Below are 16605 nucleotides of genomic sequence, written 5' to 3' on the forward strand. Positions count from 1 at the left end.
CCCATGGCGAACCACACCTTCGCCGACCGCAACCGGATCGTCACCGGGGCGGCCGACGAGACCGGCTGGTCCGACACCGCCCCGGCCGCCAACGCCCTCGTCCTGCCGCTCGGCGTCAGGGCACGCTCGACGGGCCCCGGCACGGAGGCGGCCCCGGTGGTCTTCCGGGGCACCTTCGACGGCCGCTATCCCATCACCTACGCCGGCCTGTTCGCGACCAACCTCAAGCAGGGCGACCGCATCCGCCTGCGGCTCTACGCCGATCCGGCGATGACGGCGGTGCTGTTCGACAGCCGCCCGGCGAGCGGCCTGGACCGCCGGGTGATCCCCAGCCTGTACGGCTGGCGGCAGCTGCGCTGGGGGGCCGCCAACGTGTTCCGCGGCGACCTGCCGCCGGAGGATTTCGCCCTCTACCCGACCAACGTGCACGTCGTGCTGCCGATGGTGCGGGCGGCGGCGTACCGCTGGGACCTGGTGGGCAGCGGCGCCGCGCCCGACCCCGACGATCCCGACGTCGCCACCGACGCCGGCTATCTGGAGATCGGGCACGCCTGGTTCTCCGACAGCCTGCAGGTCCGCATCCCGCCTGGCTACGGCGCCGGCTACAGCGACAATTGGACCCCCACCGACGAGATCACGCGCACCCCGGGCGGCGGCACCTTCGTGGAGCCCGGGACCGGCTACCGCTCCGTCGAGATCCCGCTGGAGCTGATCGCGAAGGAGGACGGCGACGCCCTCTTCGACCAGTCGAAGCGGGTGAACTGGAGCAAGCCGGTGGTGTCGCTGCCCGACGTCGACGATCCCGCCGCCCTGTTCCGGCGCGGCTTCATCGGCCAGCGCCGCGACGCCTTCCGCAAGACGTGGAAGCACTACGGGTTCGACGGTGCCACCGTCCAGATCGAGGAGATCACCAAGTGAGCGCAGCAACCGAACGGCTCGCCCAGTACAACGGCGGGCTCTACAAGGCCGACACCAACCCCTACGGGTTCGACGGCGCCGACGGCGGCGTCACGGGCTTCGAGGTGAACCTGCCGCGGGCCCTCAACGACATGGGCGCGGCGGCCGGCGAGGTTGTCGAGGCGGCCGGCGCCGTGGCGACGCTGGCGGCGCAGGTCGACATCGACGCTACGACCGCGACCACCCAAGCCGGCGTTGCCACCGCCAAGGCTGGCGAGGCGGCGGACAGTGCAGACGCCGCGGCACAAAGCGCCGCCGATGTCCAGGGGCTTGTAGACAGCATCGCCGGGGGGCCGGTGGCGACGGTCAATGGCCAAGCCGGGCCGAACGTCGTACTCGATGCGGCCGCCGTCGGTGCCCTGCCCAGCACTGCGACGGCCGCGGACATCGGCGCCGCCAACACGTCGCTGAGCAACGTTCCCGCGTCCGTGATCGCGGCCAAGGCCGAGAACGACGCCTTCTTCTTTGCTTCCATGTGAGAACCCGAGGACCCCATGAGCACACCCAAGAACGCCCGCGCCGCCCTCGGCACCTCGGCGGCCGACGTCTACACCGCCCCGGCCGGGGGCGCCAAGGTGACGATGATCCAGGTCGCCAACGTCGACGGCACCAACGCCGTCAACGTCACGGTGCAGTGGACCGACGCCAGCGCCGGCGCCGCCATCACGCGCCTCTGCTACCAAGCCGAGGTCAAGGCCAAGGACAGCATTGCCGTGCAGGCCGGCGGCCTGATCCTGGAGAGCGGCGACAAGATCCAGGCGCTGGCGTCGGCCGCCGGGGACGCCGAGATCACCGTCTGCGTCCTGGAGGGATGAGCGATGCCGAGCTTTCGTAAGGTTGGTTCGGGACTGTCCCGCCTCAGTGCGGCAGGCGCTGATGGCGGCTTTATCATGCCTGCCGCTGTGGCTGGCACCGGCTTCGGCACGTTCATGGCTGTGATCGATAAGAAGATATGGATCTTCTACGCGGCCGGCGACTCCGCGGCGGCGGCCGTTCCCCCGGCGGGCGCGACCGTCAGCCGAATTGGCAACCACTTCGCCGCCGCGCCCTTTGCCAATGTGCCCGCGGGAACGCGCCTGAAGCTGTGGGGGGCTGGCGGTGACGGCAGCAGCAGCGGCGGCATCGACGGCGGCGGGGCGGGCGGATACACAACCGGCACCCTGATTGATGCCGCCGCCACGCTGACGTTGGTTCCAGGCGGCAGTGGATCGTTTGCGCAGCGCTCTGGCGGGTTCAATGGCGGTGGCTATGGCGGTTTCTCTGGCAGCAGCTATGGCGGCGGCGGCGGCGGGCGCACAGATGCGTACGTCGGGGCGCTTCTTGTCGCAGTTGCCGGCGGGGGCGGTGGCCGAGGCGCGGGTAGTTCTTCCAACCTAGGCGGCGCCGGTGGCGGATCATCTGGCCAGAATGGCGCTGGTACCTCCCCTGCGCAGGGCGGCACACAATCCGCCGGCGGTCAGGGCGGTGATAGCGCCGCGGCCGGCGGCGGCTCGCTGGGGCAAGGCGGCGGCGGTGTGGTCAGCGCGACCAATTTCGGGGGTGGGGGCGGTGGCGGTTGCTACGGCGGCGGTGGCGGTGGCGGCACGGGCGGCGGGGCAGGCGGGAGCGGCTATTTCGACTCCAACGTGCTGTCCAGCGCCTCGACCACGGCCGGCAACTTCACCACGCCCGGCAACAGCGCAGATACGGATCGTCGGGGATACGGTGGTGCCCATGCCCACGGCATAGCCGTGCTGATCCTGCCGTGACCGGCTCACTCAGGGGAATCATCGTGTCAAATGCATATTCCCACCGCGGGGCGATCCCGACTTCCCTGCCTTTCGCCATCCGGCTCTCCGATGGCCGTCTGCGCACCGACCCCAGCACCTTCACCGAGGACGAGCTGACGGACGCCGGCTACGTGCTGGCCCCCGCTCAGCCGGCCTACGACCCGGCGACGCAGCACGCGCCGGTGTGGACCGGTGCCGGTTGGCAGGTCGTCGATAAGACGCCGGCAGAACTCGCAGCCGAGCTGGCGGCCGCCAAAGAGGCGCGCTGCGTCGAGCTGGAGACCCTGCGCCGGCAGAAGGAGGAGGCCAGCTATCTCACCTGGGATCGCTCCGACGGCGAGACGTACCTGATCTACACGGACCCCGGCAGCCAGGCCAAGCTCGACGCCGAGTGGGCCGCGGCGGCGGCGGGGCTCCGGCAGCCGCCGGTCGAACCGTGGAAGTGCGTGGACGCGGGTGCCGGGAAGCGGGCGTACCTGTCGCTCACGGATGCAGAGGTCATGGACATCGCTCAGCGCGCCCGGTCGGACGTCATCGCACCCCTGTTCCGGCGTGAGGCGGAGCTTTGCGCCGCCATCGACGCCGCGACGACCGTGCAGGCTGTGGCCGCTGTGGCGATCGAGACGGGCTGGCCTACCTAGGATGTGCGGCCAAGACGACCCCCCGACGGTCCTGGCGAGAGACGTTAAGGTGCTCCAATCTTATGCGTCTCTCACTCCAATCTTATGAGGCCCGCTACACCCGAGGTGCAGGTCAACGCCGGGGCGGAGTGGGACGCCCCGTTCCTGCCCGGCCTGACCCTGTCGGGGCGGGTCATCCACACCGGCGCGCAGCACGTCGACACCGCCAACACCCAGAGCATCCCGAGCTGGACGCGCATCGACATCGGCGCGCGCTACACCTTCGACGCCGGGGGCACGCCGATCACCATCCACGCCAACGTCGAGAACCTGTTCGACAACGACTACTGGGCCTCGTCCTCCTACGCCCCGGGCTGGCTGGCGCCGGGGGCGCCGCGCACCGTCCTGCTGTCGACCGCGTTCGAGTTCTGCGGCGCACCGGGTCCCGGCGGCGCGCGGCCCGGCCGGCGGGGCGGCTCAGCGGAACAGGTCGGGCTCGCGCTCCAGGCGCGGCGCGGTGAGGTCGCTGCAGCCGATGCCGATCAGGCGGAACGCGCGGCCGTCGGCCTCGCGCTCCAGGAGGGGCAGCGCGGCCTCGACCAGGGCGGCGGCGGAGCGGGTCGGCGGGTCGACCCGGCGCGAGCGGGTCAGCAGGTGGAACTCGGCGGTCTTCAGCTTGAGAACGACGCTGCGCCCCAGCACCCCCTCCTTCTCCATGCGCCGCTCCACGGTGGCGGCCAGCCGGGGCAGGATGTCGGCGAGGGCGGCGGCGTCGGCGGTGGGCCAGTCCAGCGTGTCCTCGGCCGACACCGACTTGCTCGGGCTCTCCGGCTCGACCCGGCGGGGGTCGACGCCGCGGGCGAAGCGGTGGAGCTGGCGGCCCATGGCGCCGTAGCGGCGCACCAGATGGACCTCGTCGCGGCTGCGCAGGTCGGCCACCGTGCGGATGCCCTCGTCGGCCAGCTTGCGCTCCAGCGCCGGTCCCACCCCCCACAGGATCTTCACCGGCTTGTCCGCCAGGAAGGCCGCCGCCTCGGCCCGGCCGATGGCGGAGAAGCCCCGCGGCTTGTCGAGGTCGGAGGCGATCTTGGCCAGCAGCTTGTTGTAGGAGAGGCCGATCGAGGCGGTGATGCCAAGCTCCCGCTCCAGCCGGCGCACCACCTCCACCAGCGCCTGGGCGGGGGAGATGGCGAGGCGCTCCGCGACGCCGGCGAGGTCGAGATAGGCCTCGTCGATGGAGAGCGGCTGGACCAGCGGCGTGAACGCCTCCATGACGGCGCGGGCGCGGTGGCCGACGGCGCGGTACTTCGCCATGTCCGGCGGCAGGATCACGGCGTCGGGGCAGCGCTCCAGCGCCCGGGCGATCGGCATGGCCGAGCGCACGCCGGCCAGCCGGGCGACGTAGCAGCAGGCCGCCACGACGCCGCGCCCCTCGCCGCCGACGATCACCGGCCGCGCCGCCAGCTCCGGCCGGTCGCGCTTCTCCACCGTGGCGTAGAAGGCGTCGCAGTCGATGTGGCCGATCGTCAGCGCGTGCAGCTCGTCGTGGCGGAACAGCCGCCGGCTGCCGCACTTCGGACAGCGCCCCGGGGCGGCGTCGCGGGCGCCGTCCAGCGTGCCGTCCAGGGCGGCGGCGCAGTCGCGGCAGACGGTTCGGCTGTCGGGGTGGAGCGGCATGCGACCGGCGGTCCTTCCCAGCGTGAGAACACGTCGGGAACATGGGCGCGCCGGCCCGGGCTTGTCAATGCACCGCTGCCGTCGCGGCGCGTCCGTCGTGCGGCCGTGGCACGGCCCGTCTCACCCCGCCCCGTCGACCTCGACGTAGAGAACGCCGTCCTCCTCCCGGACGGGGAAGCTGCGGATCGGCTCTGTGCAGGGTGCGCCGGCGGGTGCGCCGGTGCGGACGTCGAACAGGCCCTGGTGCAGGGGGCATTCGATGAGATGGCCGTCGAGATAGCCGTCGGACAGGAAGGCCCGCCCGTGGGAGCAGACGTCGGCGGTGGCGTAGTAGGCGCCGTCGACGGCGTAGAAGGCGAGGCGGTGCCCGCCGACCTCGGCGCCGGCGACGCCCTCGGCCTCCAGGGCGGCGGCGGCGATGGCCTTGACCCAACTCATGGCGTGCTCCTCAGGCGGGATAGATCAGGCTGTTGGGAATCATTTCGGAATCGAACACGACCACGCGCTCCTTGAAGCGCAGGCGCCCGCCGTCGGCGACCACCAGGTCGTGGCAGACGCCGCACAGCACGATGTCCGACTGCTTGTCGATCAGCGTCTGCACCATCAGGAGGTTGTGCCGCGTGCGCACGCCGCCCGCCGTCTCCGCCACCCGCAGCGGGCCGGGGAAGCGCCGGTAGTAGCGCGGGGCGTACATCTGCGTCCGCAGGAGGCCGGTGACGCGGTCCTGCAGCATGCCGCGGCTCTCCGCCTGCATGGTCGCCAGCGCGTAGCCCCGCTCGGCATTCTCCCGCGGGACGACGCGGTAGAGGCAGTCTTGCGTGAAGAAGTCCGGCCAATCCTCCAGGCGGACGTCGTCCAGCGCCGCGTAATAGGCGTCGTAGAGGTCGCGCACGCGGGCGCGCAGGTCGTCGCCCGGGGCGGCCATCGCCGCGGTCGCGGCCGTCGTCGCGGTCGTCGTCGCGGTCATAGCCCCATCACCTCCCGCCAGTAGCGGTACATGCCGCGGATCGCCGTCTCGGTGACCATGTAGTCGGTGGGGGCCACGTCGCGGCCGCCCATCAGCACCAGCGCCTCCTCCTCCGCCGCGGCGGCGAAGCCCTGCTGGCTCATCTCGATGATCTCGCCGTCGTCGGCGGAGACGAAGCCGGCCGGCCCGAACAGGTTGGCCTGGCGGGTGCGCCGCCGCTTCATCTCCGGCGGGTCGTCGGCGTAGCACCAGTGCGTCCAGTGGAAGTCGAAGCCGCCGGGGCCGGTCGGCACGATCTGGCGGGTGGTGAGCGAATTCACCTGCTGCTGCAGGATGACCGAGGGGAAGACGGTGATCATCCCCACCGTCTCGTCGCCGGGGAACTCCTTGACGACGTCGAGGATGCGCGGGTCGGCGAGCGTCAGGTCGCCCTGGAAGTTGCGCAGGTCGGCGGTGACGTCGTTCACCTCCTGCTCGCCCTTGCGGCTGATCAGGATGCCGTGGCGGCCGGTCTCGTCCATGTCGACCGCCGACTTCTGGTCGGCGCGGAACAGGCCGAAGGTGACGAAGAACACGTGCAGCAGGCCGGCGTGGTAGGGGTCCTTGATGTTCTCCTGCATCAGCTTCCAGTTCGCCGGAATGTGCTGGCGGTTGTAGCCCAGCACCTCCAGCTTCCGGCCGTCGTAGACGCGGGTGTAGTGCGCCCAGAACCGCTCCCCGAGATACTCGCGGAACGGCGGCGTGCCGTCGCAGAAGGTCGCCCAGACCACGCCGTTGACCACCTCGACCCGGAGGCGCCGCAGGCCGTGCCGCGCCGGGTCGAAGTCGGCCGGCATGCCGCCCTGGCGGCGCACGCCGCGGCGGAACGGCACGCCGACCAGCGCGCCGCGCAGGTCGTAGGCCCACTGGTGATAGGGGCAGAGCAGGTCCTTGGTGCGGCCGGAGCGGGCCTGGCAGAACTTGACGCCGCGGTGGGCGCAGCGGTTCTCGACGACGCTGATCTCCTCGACGCTGCTGCGCACGACGATGACCGGGCGCTCGCCGAGCGTCGTCGTCTTGAAGTCGCCGACCTCCGGCACCTCGGCCTCGAGCCCGCAGTAGAGCCAATGCGGCCCGTACCAGATGCGCTCCAGTTCGCGCCGGTAGACCGCCTCGTCCGTGTAGACCCAGTAGGGAACCCGGCCCGCGTCCTGCGGGCCCCACGTCCGTGGTGCCGGATCGGCCATGGTCGTCCTCCTCCCCGATGGTCGGCGTCGGTGATTGCATATTATGCAACGATTTGTATGATGAGCAACAGGCGCCGTCAAGGCGTCCGTCGGGAGGCGCCCGTCGGGAGTCGGATGCGGGAGGCCGGTCATGAACAGGGCAGGGCGGGGCAGGGCGGGGGAGGGCGGCGGCATGACGGCGGGAACGGTGATCGTCGGTGCCGGGCAGGCCGGGGGCCGCACCGCCCTGCTGCTGGCCGGCCGGGGCCATGGCGGGCCGGTGACGGTGATCGGCGCCGAGCCCCTGGCGCCCTACGAGCGCCCGCCGCTCTCCAAGGGGATGCTGGCCGATCCGGCGGCGGCACCGGCCTTCCTCGCCGCCGCCGGGACCTACGCCGAGCGCGGCGTGCGCCTGCTGACGGGGCGGCGCGTCACGGCGATCGACCGGCGGGACCGCCGGGTCGCGCTGGACGACGGCGGCAGCGTGCCCTACGACCGGCTGGTGCTCGCCACCGGCGGCCAGCCGCGGCGCCTGCCGTTCCGGCTGGCGCGACTGTTCGTCCTGCGGACGGTGGCGGACGTCCGTGCCATCGCCGCGCGTGCCGGCACGGCGCGGTCGGCGCTGGTGGTCGGCGGCGGGGTCATCGGCCTGGAGGTGGCGGCGACCCTGTGCGGCCGCGGCCTCGCGGTGACGGTGGTCGAGGTCGGCTCGCGGCCGCTCGGCCGCAACGTTCCGGAGCCGGTGGCGACGCTGATCGCCGAGCGACATCGATCCGCTGGCGTAACGATCATCTGCGGGGAGCGGGTGCGGGCCATGGCGGAGGACGCGGAGGGGGTGGTGGCGACGCTGTCCGACGGCGCCGTGGTGCGCGCCGACTTCGCCGTGGCCGGGATCGGTATCGTTCCCGAAACGACCTTGGCGCGCGACGCCGGGCTGGTGGTGGACGACGGGGTGGTGGTCGATGCGGCGATGCGCAGCTCCGACCCCGCCATCCTCGCCGTCGGCGACGTCGCCGCCCGGCCCGGCCCGGACGGCCGGACGATGCGCTGCGAGACTTGGCAGAACGCCGAGGCGACCGCGGCGCGGGCGGCCGCCACCCTCCTCGGCGAGCCGCCGCCGCCGGCCGAGGCGCCCTGGTTCTGGACCGACCAGTTCGACCTGAACGTCCAGCTCTGCGGCGAACTCGATGCCGGCGCGGCCGGTGCGCGCCTGGTGGAGCAGGGCGCCTCGGCGGCCGGCGGCCGGCTGTTCCTGGCGCTGCGCGGGCGGCGCCTGGTGGGGGCGGTCGCCGTCAACGCCGGGCGCGACATGAGCCTGTGCCGGCGCCTGGTGGCCGCCGCGGCGGAGCTGCCCGACACGCTGGCGGCGGCCGGCCGGTTCGACGCCCGCGCCGCCCGCGCCCTCCTCAGCCCGGCTCCGGCTCCGGCTCCGGCCAGCGCCCGCCCAGCCGCCGGGTGAGGTCGCGCGCCGTCGCCAGCAGGCGGTCGCGGATGCGGGCGTCGTCGGCGGGCGCGAAGGCGGCCGAGGCGATCGCCGAGGCCACCAGCACCAGCTCGCCCTGCAGGTTGAACACCGGGGCGGCGGCCGCCCGCAGGCCCGGCACCAGGGTGCCGTCGACGGCGGCGACGAGGTCGCGGCGCACGCGCCGGCGGATGGCGTCGAGGTCGACCGGCCCGGCGGTGCGCTCGCGCACCAGCTCGCGCTGCAGCAGGTCGGCCACGAAGGTGTCGTTCTGGAAAGCCAGGAACACCCGGCCCGTCGCCGACTGGGTGAGGGAGAGATGGGAGCCGATGGCGAGCGTGGTGTAGACCGGCGGGTTGCCGGCGTACCAGCGGATGACGGTCGGGCCGAGATCGGCCCAGACCGCCAGCAGCACCGTGCGGCCGGTGCCCTCCACCAGCGCCTGGGCGGCGCGGCCGGCCTCCTCGAACAGGTCGAGGCGGGCCATGGCGGCCAGCCCCAGGCGCAGCGCGCCGGTGTGCAGGTCGTAGAGGGTGGTGGCCGGGTCCTGGCGCAGCAGGCCGGTGTTGACGAAGCTGGCGAGGTAGCGGTGGGCTTGGCTGGCCGAGAGGTCGGCGGCCCGGGCGATCTCCGACAGGGTGGCGGGCCGGCCGAGGCGGACGAGGGCGTCGAGCACGCCGACGCCGGTCTCGACCGATTGGATTCCCTTGCGCTTGCCGACCACCGCAGCCTCGTCCGCCGTTCCGGGCCGGCAGTCTAGAGCGGGATCGCTCCAGGTGGAATCGCCTGGAGTGTGAATCGTGCTCTCGCACGCCGTCGCCGCGCGGCACCGCCCGCCGACCGTTCCCTCCCCCGGCGCCGCCGGGGGAGGGGCGATCCTCAGTACGGCGTCACCGCCTTCAGCGCCGCGCCGTCCAGTTTGCGGCGCATGGCGTGGGCCAGCGCGCCGTGCTCGGCCACGCCGTGCAGGGCGGCGATGGCGACGGGGTCGGTGTAGCCGAGCCAGACGCGCCCGTTCTCCTCCCACGCCATGGCGCGCAGCGGCAGGTCGAGGGCGGCGGTGGGCCGCTCCTGCATCAGCCGGGTGCCGGCCGCGGGGTCGCCGAAGACGATCTGCTCGGTCGGCGGCAGGTCGAGGCCGGCGGCCCGGGCGCCGGCGGCGTGGTCGATGCGCGCCATGACGCCGACCTGGCCGGCGCGCAGCACCGCCTCCAGCCGGTCGATGGTCTCGCGGACGGGGTAGGGGCTTTCCTGCAGGCGCATGGTCGGCGGCGCCGCGGGCGGGCCGAGGCGGGCGTCGTAGGCGCCGGCGATGCGGCGGGCGAGCTGGGTGAGGTCGACGCCGTCGCGGTTGGCGAGCAGGGTGACGCACACCAGCTCCGAGGGGTCGGTGAAGCGGCTGAGGAAGGCCGACTGCCCCTGGCCGTCGCCGCGCGTGTACATCAGCCCCTTGTGGCCGGGGAAGCGCCAGGCGCCCATCACCGGCGCCGTGCGGCCGCCGGCCAGGCCGGCCGGCGCGTACAGCACGGCGCGCAGGGCCGGGTCCTTCACCAGGATGCCACCGGCCAGCCCGATGTCCCACAGGCTGATGTCGCGGGCCGAGGCGAGAATGCCGCCGCTGCCCGGGCGCGCCGTCGCGTCGACCGCGGCCGCGGGAACCAGCGCGTCACCCTCGGCGCGGTAGCCGGTGGCCGGCTCGGTCGGGTCGACGAACACGGGATCGGCCAGGAAGTCCTTGTGGCGGTTGCCGTTCCTTTCCACGGCTTCGGCATGGACGCGGTCGCGCTCGTCGACGAACACGGTGTGCGCCAGGCCGAGGCGGTCGAACTGGTTCTGCCGCACGAAGGCCTGGAACGACTGTCCGCTGGCCTTTTCGACGAGTTGCGCCAGCAGCAGGTAGTCGGTGGCGCTGGCGGCGACGTCGTGCCCCGGCTCGAACGCCAGCGGCTTGCCGGCGACCGATTCGATCAGCGTCGCCGCCTTGTGCGGGGCGGAGGGGTCGAAGCCCGGCTCGACGCTGTAGTCGGGAAGGCCCGAGGCGTGCGCCAGCAGGGTGCGCACGCTGATCGGCCGCCACGCCTCCGGCAGGTCGGGCAGGTGCGTGCCCACCGCGTCGTCGAGGCCGAGCCGGCCGGCTTCCACCAACTGCATCACCGCGACGGCGGTGTAGGCCTCGGCCATCGGCCCGACGTCGAACAGGGTGTTGGGCGACACCAGCAACTTGCGGTCGCGGTCGGCGACGCCGAAGCCGGTGACGCGGGGGATGTAGGGGGCCTGGACGATCGCCACGGCCATGCCGGGGATGTCGTTCTCCGCCATGAACTCGGCGATCATCGCGTCGATCGTCTGTCCGCCGAAGCTCATGGCCGGGTTGCCGCGCTCGGCCCGGGCCTGCGGGGCGCCCAGGACCAGGGCGGCGGCGAGGCCGAGGGCGAGCGGGCCGGACGTGCTGATGGGGGGCATGGTGTCTCCAACTCCCGAACGGAGGGCCGTCGTTGCGGCCGACACGGCATTGGGCCGGAGATAGTGTTGCCGTTGCAATCACATGTTGAACCCGGCGATCCCTCCCTCACTGGGCGGTGGCCAACGCTTCGCCGAGCGCGGCGGCGCGGCGCAGATGATCGCGGACGCGCGCCGCATCGCCATCGTCGACGCCGTAGAGCATGGTGGTGGTCACCGAGCGGAGGCCGCAGTAGCCGAAGATGCCGCGCACGATCTGGCTGTCGAAGCTGGCGGTGTGGCCGTGCCGGTCGAAGCCGTCCTGGTCGGCGCCGGCGAGGGCGACGAGGTGCACCGGCCGCTCGCGCAGCAGACCGACGACCTTGCCGTCGCGGTCCGAATAGGCCCAGTCGCGGCCGAAGACGCGGTCGATCCAGCCCTTCATCAGGGCCGGCATGGACCACCAGTAGACGGGGAACACCAGCGCCAGGGCGTCGGCGGCGTCGATGCGCGCCTGTTCGCGCGCGACGTCGTCGGGCAGCGGTCCGGTCCCGAGGAAGGCGGCGCGATCGCCGGCCGTGAAGCGGGGGTCGAAGCCTTCCGCCGCCAGGTCGGCGATGGCGGCGCCGACGCCGGCGCGCCGTGCCCCCTCGGCGATCGCCGCGGCCACGGTGGCGGTCAGGGACGAAGGGTCGGGGTTGGCGGTGACGATCAGGGCGGACATGGCATCGGCTCCGTAAGTTACCAATAGTAAGTTACGAAACGTAGGTTATGCCGCGGGGCGGCCATGTCAAGGGGCCGTGCCGGCCTCCTCGGGGTGATCGCATCGGGTCGTCGTGCCCTCTCCCGCCGCGGGTCAGGGCGAATTCCGGCGCCGGCCTCCGGCGCGAAAACGGCGAGGGGGAGGGACCGCGCGGACCCCTCCCCCTCTGGCGGCCCTCTGGCGGCCCTGCCTACTCCGCCGGCGCCCCGGCGTAAGCGCCGCCGCCGGCCCGCCGCTCCGCCCCGGCGAGCCGGCGCAGGACGACGTAGAACACCGGGGTGAGCAGCAGGCCGAACAGGGTGACGCCGATCATGCCGGCGAACACCGCGACACCCATGGCCTGGCGCATCTCGGCGCCGGCGCCGGTGGAGGTGACCAGCGGCACCACGCCCATGATGAAGGCGATCGAGGTCATCAGGATCGGCCGCAGGCGCAGCCGGCTCGCCTCGATGGCGGCCTGCACCACCGAGCGCCCCTGGGCCTCGAGGTCGCGGGCGAACTCGACGATCAGGATGGCGTTCTTGGCCGACAGCCCGACCAGCACCATGAAGCCGATCTGGGTGAAGATGTTGTTGTCGCCGGCCGTCAGCCACACGCCGGCCAGCGCCGAGAGCAGGCTCATGGGCACGATCAGCAGGATGGCCAGGGGCAGGATCAGGCTCTCGTACTGGGCGGCCAGCACCAGGAACACCAGCAGCACGCTGATCGGGAAGATCCAGTAGGCGGCGTTGCCGGCCAGGATCTGCTGGTAGGTGAGGTCGGTCCACTCGAACTTCATGCCGCGCGGCAGCACGTCGGCGGCGATGCGTTCGGCCGCCGCCTCGGCCTGGCCCGACGAGAATCCCGGCGCCGGGCCGCCGTTGATGTCGGCGGCGGTGTAGCCGTTGTAGCGCACCACCATCTCCGGCCCGTAGCTGGGGGCGACGGTGACCAGCGACGACAGCGGCACCATCACCCCCTGGTCGTTGCGCGTCTTGAGCTGGCCGATGTCGTCGGCGTCGGCGCGGAACGGCGCGTCGGCCTGCACGCGGACCTGGTAGACCCGGCCGAAGGCGTTGAAGTCGTTGACGTAGAGCGAGCCGAGGTAGATCTGCATGGTGTCGAACACCTCGCCCACCGGCACGCCGAGCTGCTTGGCCTTCACGCGGTCCAGCTCGACGTCGAGCTGGGGCACGTCGATCTGGTAGCTGGAGAAGGTCGGCCCCAGCTCCGGCGTCTGGGCGGCGCGGGTGACGAAGGCCTTCACCGCCTCGTTCAGCGCCTCGTAGCCGAGCGCCCCGCGGTCCTCGATCTGCAGCTTGAAGCCGCCCAGCGTGCCCAGCCCCATCACCGGCGGTGGCGGGAACACGGCGACGAAGGCCTCCTTCATGGCGGCGTACTTCTGCTGCAGCGCGCCGGCGATGGCGCCGGCCGACAGGATGGGGTCGTGGCGCTCGGCGAACGGCTTCAGGGTGACGAAGACGATGCCGGCGCTGGAGCTGTTGGTGAAGCCGTTGACCGACAGGCCGGGGAAGGCGACGGCGTGCTCGACGCCGGGCTGGGCGAGGGCCGTCTCGGTCATGGCGCGGATCACCCCCTCGGTGCGGTCGAGCGAGGCGCCGGTCGGCAGCTGGGCGAAGCTGATCAGGTACTCCTTGTCCTGGGCCGGCACGAAGCCGGTGGGCACGGCGCGGCCCAGCACCACCGTCAGGCCGAGCAGCAGGGCGTAGACCGCCAGCATCGCCCCCTTGCGGCGCAGGACGCCGCCCACACCCCGGCCGTAGCCCTCCGACGCCCGGTTGAAGACGCGGTTGAACAGGCGGAAGAAGGGGCCGAGCACCCGGTTCATGATGCGGGTGAGGCGGTCCTGGGGATCGTGGTGGCCGCGCAGCAGCACCGCCGACAGGGCCGGCGACAGGGTCAGCGAGTTGAAGGCCGAGATCACCGTCGACATGGCGATGGTCATGGCGAACTGGCGGTAGAACTCGCCGGTCAGCCCGGTCATCGCCGCCAGCGGCACGAACACGGCGACCAGCGTGAGGGCGATGGCGATGATCGGGCCGCTCACCTCGCGCATGGCCCGGTGCGTCGCCTCGCGCGCCGACAGGCCGGAGGCGATGTTGCGCTCGACGTTCTCCACCACGACGATGGCGTCGTCGACGACGATGCCGATCGCCAGCACCATGCCGAACAGCGACAGCGCGTTGATGGAGTAGCCGAAGGCCAGCATCAGCGCGAAGGTGCCGACGATGGAGACCGGCACCGCCAGCAGCGGGATGATGGAGGCGCGCCAGGTCTGCAGGAAGACGATCACCACCAGCACCACCAGCGCCACCGCCTCGAGCAGGGTGTGCACCACCGCCTCGATGGACGAGCGGACGAACTGGGTGGGGTCGTAGACGATGGAATAGTCGACGCCCGGCGGCATGTCCTGCTTCAGCTCCGCCATGATCTCGCGCACGGAATCGGAGATGGCGAGCGCGTTGGCGTCGGGCGTCTGGTTGATGCCGAGCGCCACCGCCGGCTTGTTGTCGAGCAGCGAGCGCAGGCTGTACTGGGCGGCCGCCAGCTCGACCCGCGCCACGTCGCGCAGGCGGGTGACGCCGCCGTCGGCGCCGACCTTGAGGACGATGTCGCCGAACTCCTCGGCGGTGCGCAGCCGGCCCTTGGCGTTGACCGAGAGCTGCAGCGGCGTGCCGTCGGCGGCCGGGGCGGCGCCGATCACGCCGGCGGCGACCTGGACGTTCTGCTCGCGGATGGCGGCCACCACGTCGCCGGCGATGAGGCGGCGCTCAGCCACCTTCTGCGGGTCGAGCCAGACCCGCATGGCGTAGTCGCCGGCCCCCCACACCTGCACCTCGCCGACGCCGGCGATGCGGCTCAGCCGGTCCTTGACGTTGAGGACGGCGTAGTTGCGCAGGTACGTCATGTCGTAGCGGTCGTCCGGCGACAGGACGTGCACCACCATGGTCAGGGTGGGCGAGCTCTTCACCGTCGTCACGCCCAGGCGCTGCACGTCCTCGGGCAGGCGCGGCAGCGCCTGGGCGACGCGGTTCTGCACGAGCTGCTGCGCCTTGTCCGCGTCGGTGCCGAGGCGGAAGGTCACGGTCAGCGCCATGTTGCCGTCGCTGTTGGCCTGCGACTGCATGTAGAGCATGTTCTCGACGCCGTTGATCTGCTCCTCGAGCGGGGCGGCGACGGTCTCGGCGATGACCTTGGGGTTGGCGCCCGGGAACTGGGCGCGCACCACCACCGAGGGCGGCACGACCTCGGGGTATTCGGAGATGGGCAGCCGGACGACGGCGATGAGGCCGGCCAGGAAGATGGCGACCGACAGCACGCCGGCGAAGATCGGCCGTTCGATGAAGAAGCCGGAGACGTTCATGGCGGGATCCCGTGAAGCCGGTTACGGCGTCTCGGCGGACGCCGTCTCGGTGCGCTCGCCGACCATGGCGACGGCGCGCGGGCGGACGGCGTCGCCGGGGCGGGCGTGCTGCACGCCGTTGACGACGATGCGCTCGCCGGCCGCCAGGCCGGACGTCACGGCGCGCAGCGCTCCGTGGCGGCGGCCGAGGCCGACGGCGCGGTAGCTGACCCGGTCGTCCTCGCCGACGATCAGGACGTACTTCTTGTCCTGGTCGGTGCCGATGGCGCGCTCGTCGACCAGCACCGCGTCGTGGGGCTCGGTCCCGCCGACCAGGATGCGGGCGTAGAGGCCGGGCACCAGCAAGCCGTCGGGATTGTCGAAGCGCGCCCGCACGCGGATGGTGCCGGACACGGTGTCGAGCCGGTTGTCCACCGACTCCACGGTGCCGGTGCGGGGATGGCCCTCCTCGTTGGCGAGGCCGAGGCGCACCGGGATCGCTTCGCTGTCCTTCACCGGGGCGATGGTGGTGAGGTAGGTCTGCTCGTCGACGTCGAAGGACGCGTAGATCGGCGAGACCGAGACCAGGGTGGTCAGCGGCTCGGCCGCGGCGCCGGCCGCCACCACGTTGCCGACGGTGCGCTCGGCCCGCGACACGCGGCCGGCGATCGGCGCCCGCACCTCGGTGTAGCCGAGGTCGAGCCGGGCGATGTCCAGCGCCGCCTGGGCGGCCTTGAGGTTGGCGGCGGCCTCGCGGGCGGCGCTCTCCTTCTCGTCGAGCGTGCTGCGCGAGATGGTGGCGCCGCGGGTCAGGCCGCGGGCGCGCTCCAGGTCGGCGGCGGTGTAGCGCACCCGCGCCTCGGCGGCGGCGACCTGCGCCTCGGCGCGCGCCACCTCGGCGGCGTAGGGCGCGGGGTCGATGGTGAACAGGACGTCGCCCTGCTCGACCCGGGCGCCGCTCTCGAAATGGACGGCGACGATGGTGCCGGGCACGCGGGGGCGCACCTCGACCCGCTCCACCGCCTCCAGCCGGCCGGAGAAGGCGTGCCAGTCGCGCACCGGGCGGGCGACGACGGAGGCGACGTCGACCTCGACGGCCGGCGGGGCGGCCGGCGCCGTCTGGGCGCCGGCCGGGCTGCGCAGGGCGAGGAACCCGGTGACGGCGGCCATGGACACACCGGCCGCCAGCAGCAGGGCGAAACGCACACGCCGCGCCGACACGGGCGTTTGGGACACGGGCGTTTGAGACACGGGCGCTTGGGACACGGACGTCGTGGACATGGGGTCTCCTGATGAAGGCGGCACCGCAGGCGGCGGCCGGTGTCCGGCGCCGATCCCGCAGTGCAGCAGATGCACTGTGTCCGAGCATGGCGCTCGGATAAAGACGGCGGGTTCGGGAACAC

At 72.6% G+C, this 16605-nt stretch carries 15 protein-coding genes; 6 read left to right on the top strand and 9 right to left on the bottom strand.

Annotated features, from left to right (window positions below):
- Positions 1–3: 3 nt before the first annotated feature.
- The 5 genes from ACSBPG_RS09640 to ACSBPG_RS09660 are packed head-to-tail and all read left to right on the top strand — an operon-like array spanning position 4 to position 3367.
- Positions 4–918: a hypothetical protein gene (locus tag ACSBPG_RS09640; protein ID WP_435536936.1), complete on the top strand. Its 915-nt coding sequence runs from the start codon at positions 4–6 to the stop codon at positions 916–918.
- Positions 915–1436 carry a hypothetical protein gene (locus ACSBPG_RS09645; protein ID WP_435536937.1) on the top strand — a complete coding sequence of 174 codons (522 nt, stop codon included), beginning with the start codon at positions 915–917 and terminating at the stop codon, positions 1434–1436. The genes ACSBPG_RS09640 and ACSBPG_RS09645 overlap by 4 nt, the downstream gene beginning before the upstream one ends.
- A 15-nt stretch (positions 1437–1451) precedes the next feature.
- Positions 1452–1772 carry a hypothetical protein gene (locus ACSBPG_RS09650; protein WP_435536938.1) on the top strand — a complete coding sequence of 107 codons (321 nt, stop codon included), beginning with the start codon at positions 1452–1454 and terminating at the stop codon, positions 1770–1772.
- Between the two features lie 3 nt (positions 1773–1775).
- On the top strand, positions 1776–2705 hold the full coding sequence (locus ACSBPG_RS09655) for a glycine-rich protein (protein ID WP_435536939.1): 930 nt from the start codon (positions 1776–1778) through the stop codon (positions 2703–2705).
- Positions 2702–3367 (top strand): hypothetical protein, encoded by a 666-nt coding sequence (locus ACSBPG_RS09660; RefSeq protein ID WP_435536940.1) that lies wholly within the window; start codon positions 2702–2704, stop codon positions 3365–3367. Before ACSBPG_RS09655 ends, ACSBPG_RS09660 begins: the two co-directional genes overlap by 4 nt.
- A 456-nt stretch (positions 3368–3823) precedes the next feature.
- On the opposite strand, the gene ACSBPG_RS09665 is transcribed toward ACSBPG_RS09660, so the two are convergent.
- The 4 genes from ACSBPG_RS09665 to ACSBPG_RS09680 all read right to left on the bottom strand — a co-directional run bounded on the left by ACSBPG_RS09665 (position 3824) and on the right by ACSBPG_RS09680 (position 7216).
- Positions 3824–5023: a DNA polymerase IV gene (locus ACSBPG_RS09665; protein ID WP_435536941.1), complete on the bottom strand. Its 1200-nt coding sequence runs from the start codon at positions 5021–5023 to the stop codon at positions 3824–3826.
- 120 nt (positions 5024–5143) lie between these two features.
- Positions 5144–5461, bottom strand: a complete 318-nt coding sequence (locus ACSBPG_RS09670) for a non-heme iron oxygenase ferredoxin subunit (RefSeq protein WP_435536942.1) — start codon at positions 5459–5461, stop codon at positions 5144–5146.
- Between the two features lie 10 nt (positions 5462–5471).
- Positions 5472–5990, bottom strand: coding sequence for an aromatic-ring-hydroxylating dioxygenase subunit beta (locus tag ACSBPG_RS09675; protein WP_435536943.1), 519 nt, complete (start codon positions 5988–5990; stop codon positions 5472–5474).
- Positions 5987–7216, bottom strand: a complete 1230-nt coding sequence (locus ACSBPG_RS09680; protein WP_435536944.1) for an aromatic ring-hydroxylating dioxygenase subunit alpha — start codon at positions 7214–7216, stop codon at positions 5987–5989. The genes ACSBPG_RS09675 and ACSBPG_RS09680 overlap by 4 nt, the downstream gene beginning before the upstream one ends.
- Positions 7217–7388: 172 nt before the next feature.
- Between ACSBPG_RS09680 and ACSBPG_RS09685 the strand changes: the two genes are divergently transcribed.
- Positions 7389–8654, top strand: a complete 1266-nt coding sequence (locus ACSBPG_RS09685; RefSeq protein WP_435536945.1) for an NAD(P)/FAD-dependent oxidoreductase — start codon at positions 7389–7391, stop codon at positions 8652–8654.
- On the opposite strand, the gene ACSBPG_RS09690 is transcribed toward ACSBPG_RS09685, so the two are convergent.
- The 5 genes from ACSBPG_RS09690 to ACSBPG_RS09710 all read right to left on the bottom strand — a co-directional run bounded on the left by ACSBPG_RS09690 (position 8602) and on the right by ACSBPG_RS09710 (position 16408).
- Positions 8602–9381, bottom strand: a complete 780-nt coding sequence (locus ACSBPG_RS09690) for an IclR family transcriptional regulator (RefSeq protein WP_435536946.1) — start codon at positions 9379–9381, stop codon at positions 8602–8604. The two genes, ACSBPG_RS09685 and ACSBPG_RS09690, sit on opposite strands and share 53 nt — an antisense overlap.
- Positions 9382–9536: 155 nt before the next feature.
- Positions 9537–11120: a serine hydrolase gene (locus ACSBPG_RS09695; protein ID WP_435536947.1), complete on the bottom strand. Its 1584-nt coding sequence runs from the start codon at positions 11118–11120 to the stop codon at positions 9537–9539.
- A 106-nt stretch (positions 11121–11226) separates the two neighbouring features.
- Positions 11227–11820 carry an NAD(P)H-dependent oxidoreductase gene (locus ACSBPG_RS09700; protein WP_435536948.1) on the bottom strand — a complete coding sequence of 198 codons (594 nt, stop codon included), beginning with the start codon at positions 11818–11820 and terminating at the stop codon, positions 11227–11229.
- Positions 11821–12049: 229 nt separating this feature from the next.
- Entirely contained in the window at positions 12050–15223 is a 3174-nt protein-coding gene (locus ACSBPG_RS09705; protein ID WP_435536949.1) for an efflux RND transporter permease subunit, read from the bottom strand.
- A 21-nt stretch (positions 15224–15244) separates the two neighbouring features.
- On the bottom strand, positions 15245–16408 hold the full coding sequence (locus tag ACSBPG_RS09710; protein WP_435536950.1) for an efflux RND transporter periplasmic adaptor subunit: 1164 nt from the start codon (positions 16406–16408) through the stop codon (positions 15245–15247).
- Positions 16409–16605: the final 197 nt, after the last annotated feature.

This window comes from Azospirillum sp. ST 5-10 (assembly GCF_051225715.1).
Lineage (GTDB): Bacteria > Pseudomonadota > Alphaproteobacteria > Azospirillales > Azospirillaceae > Azospirillum.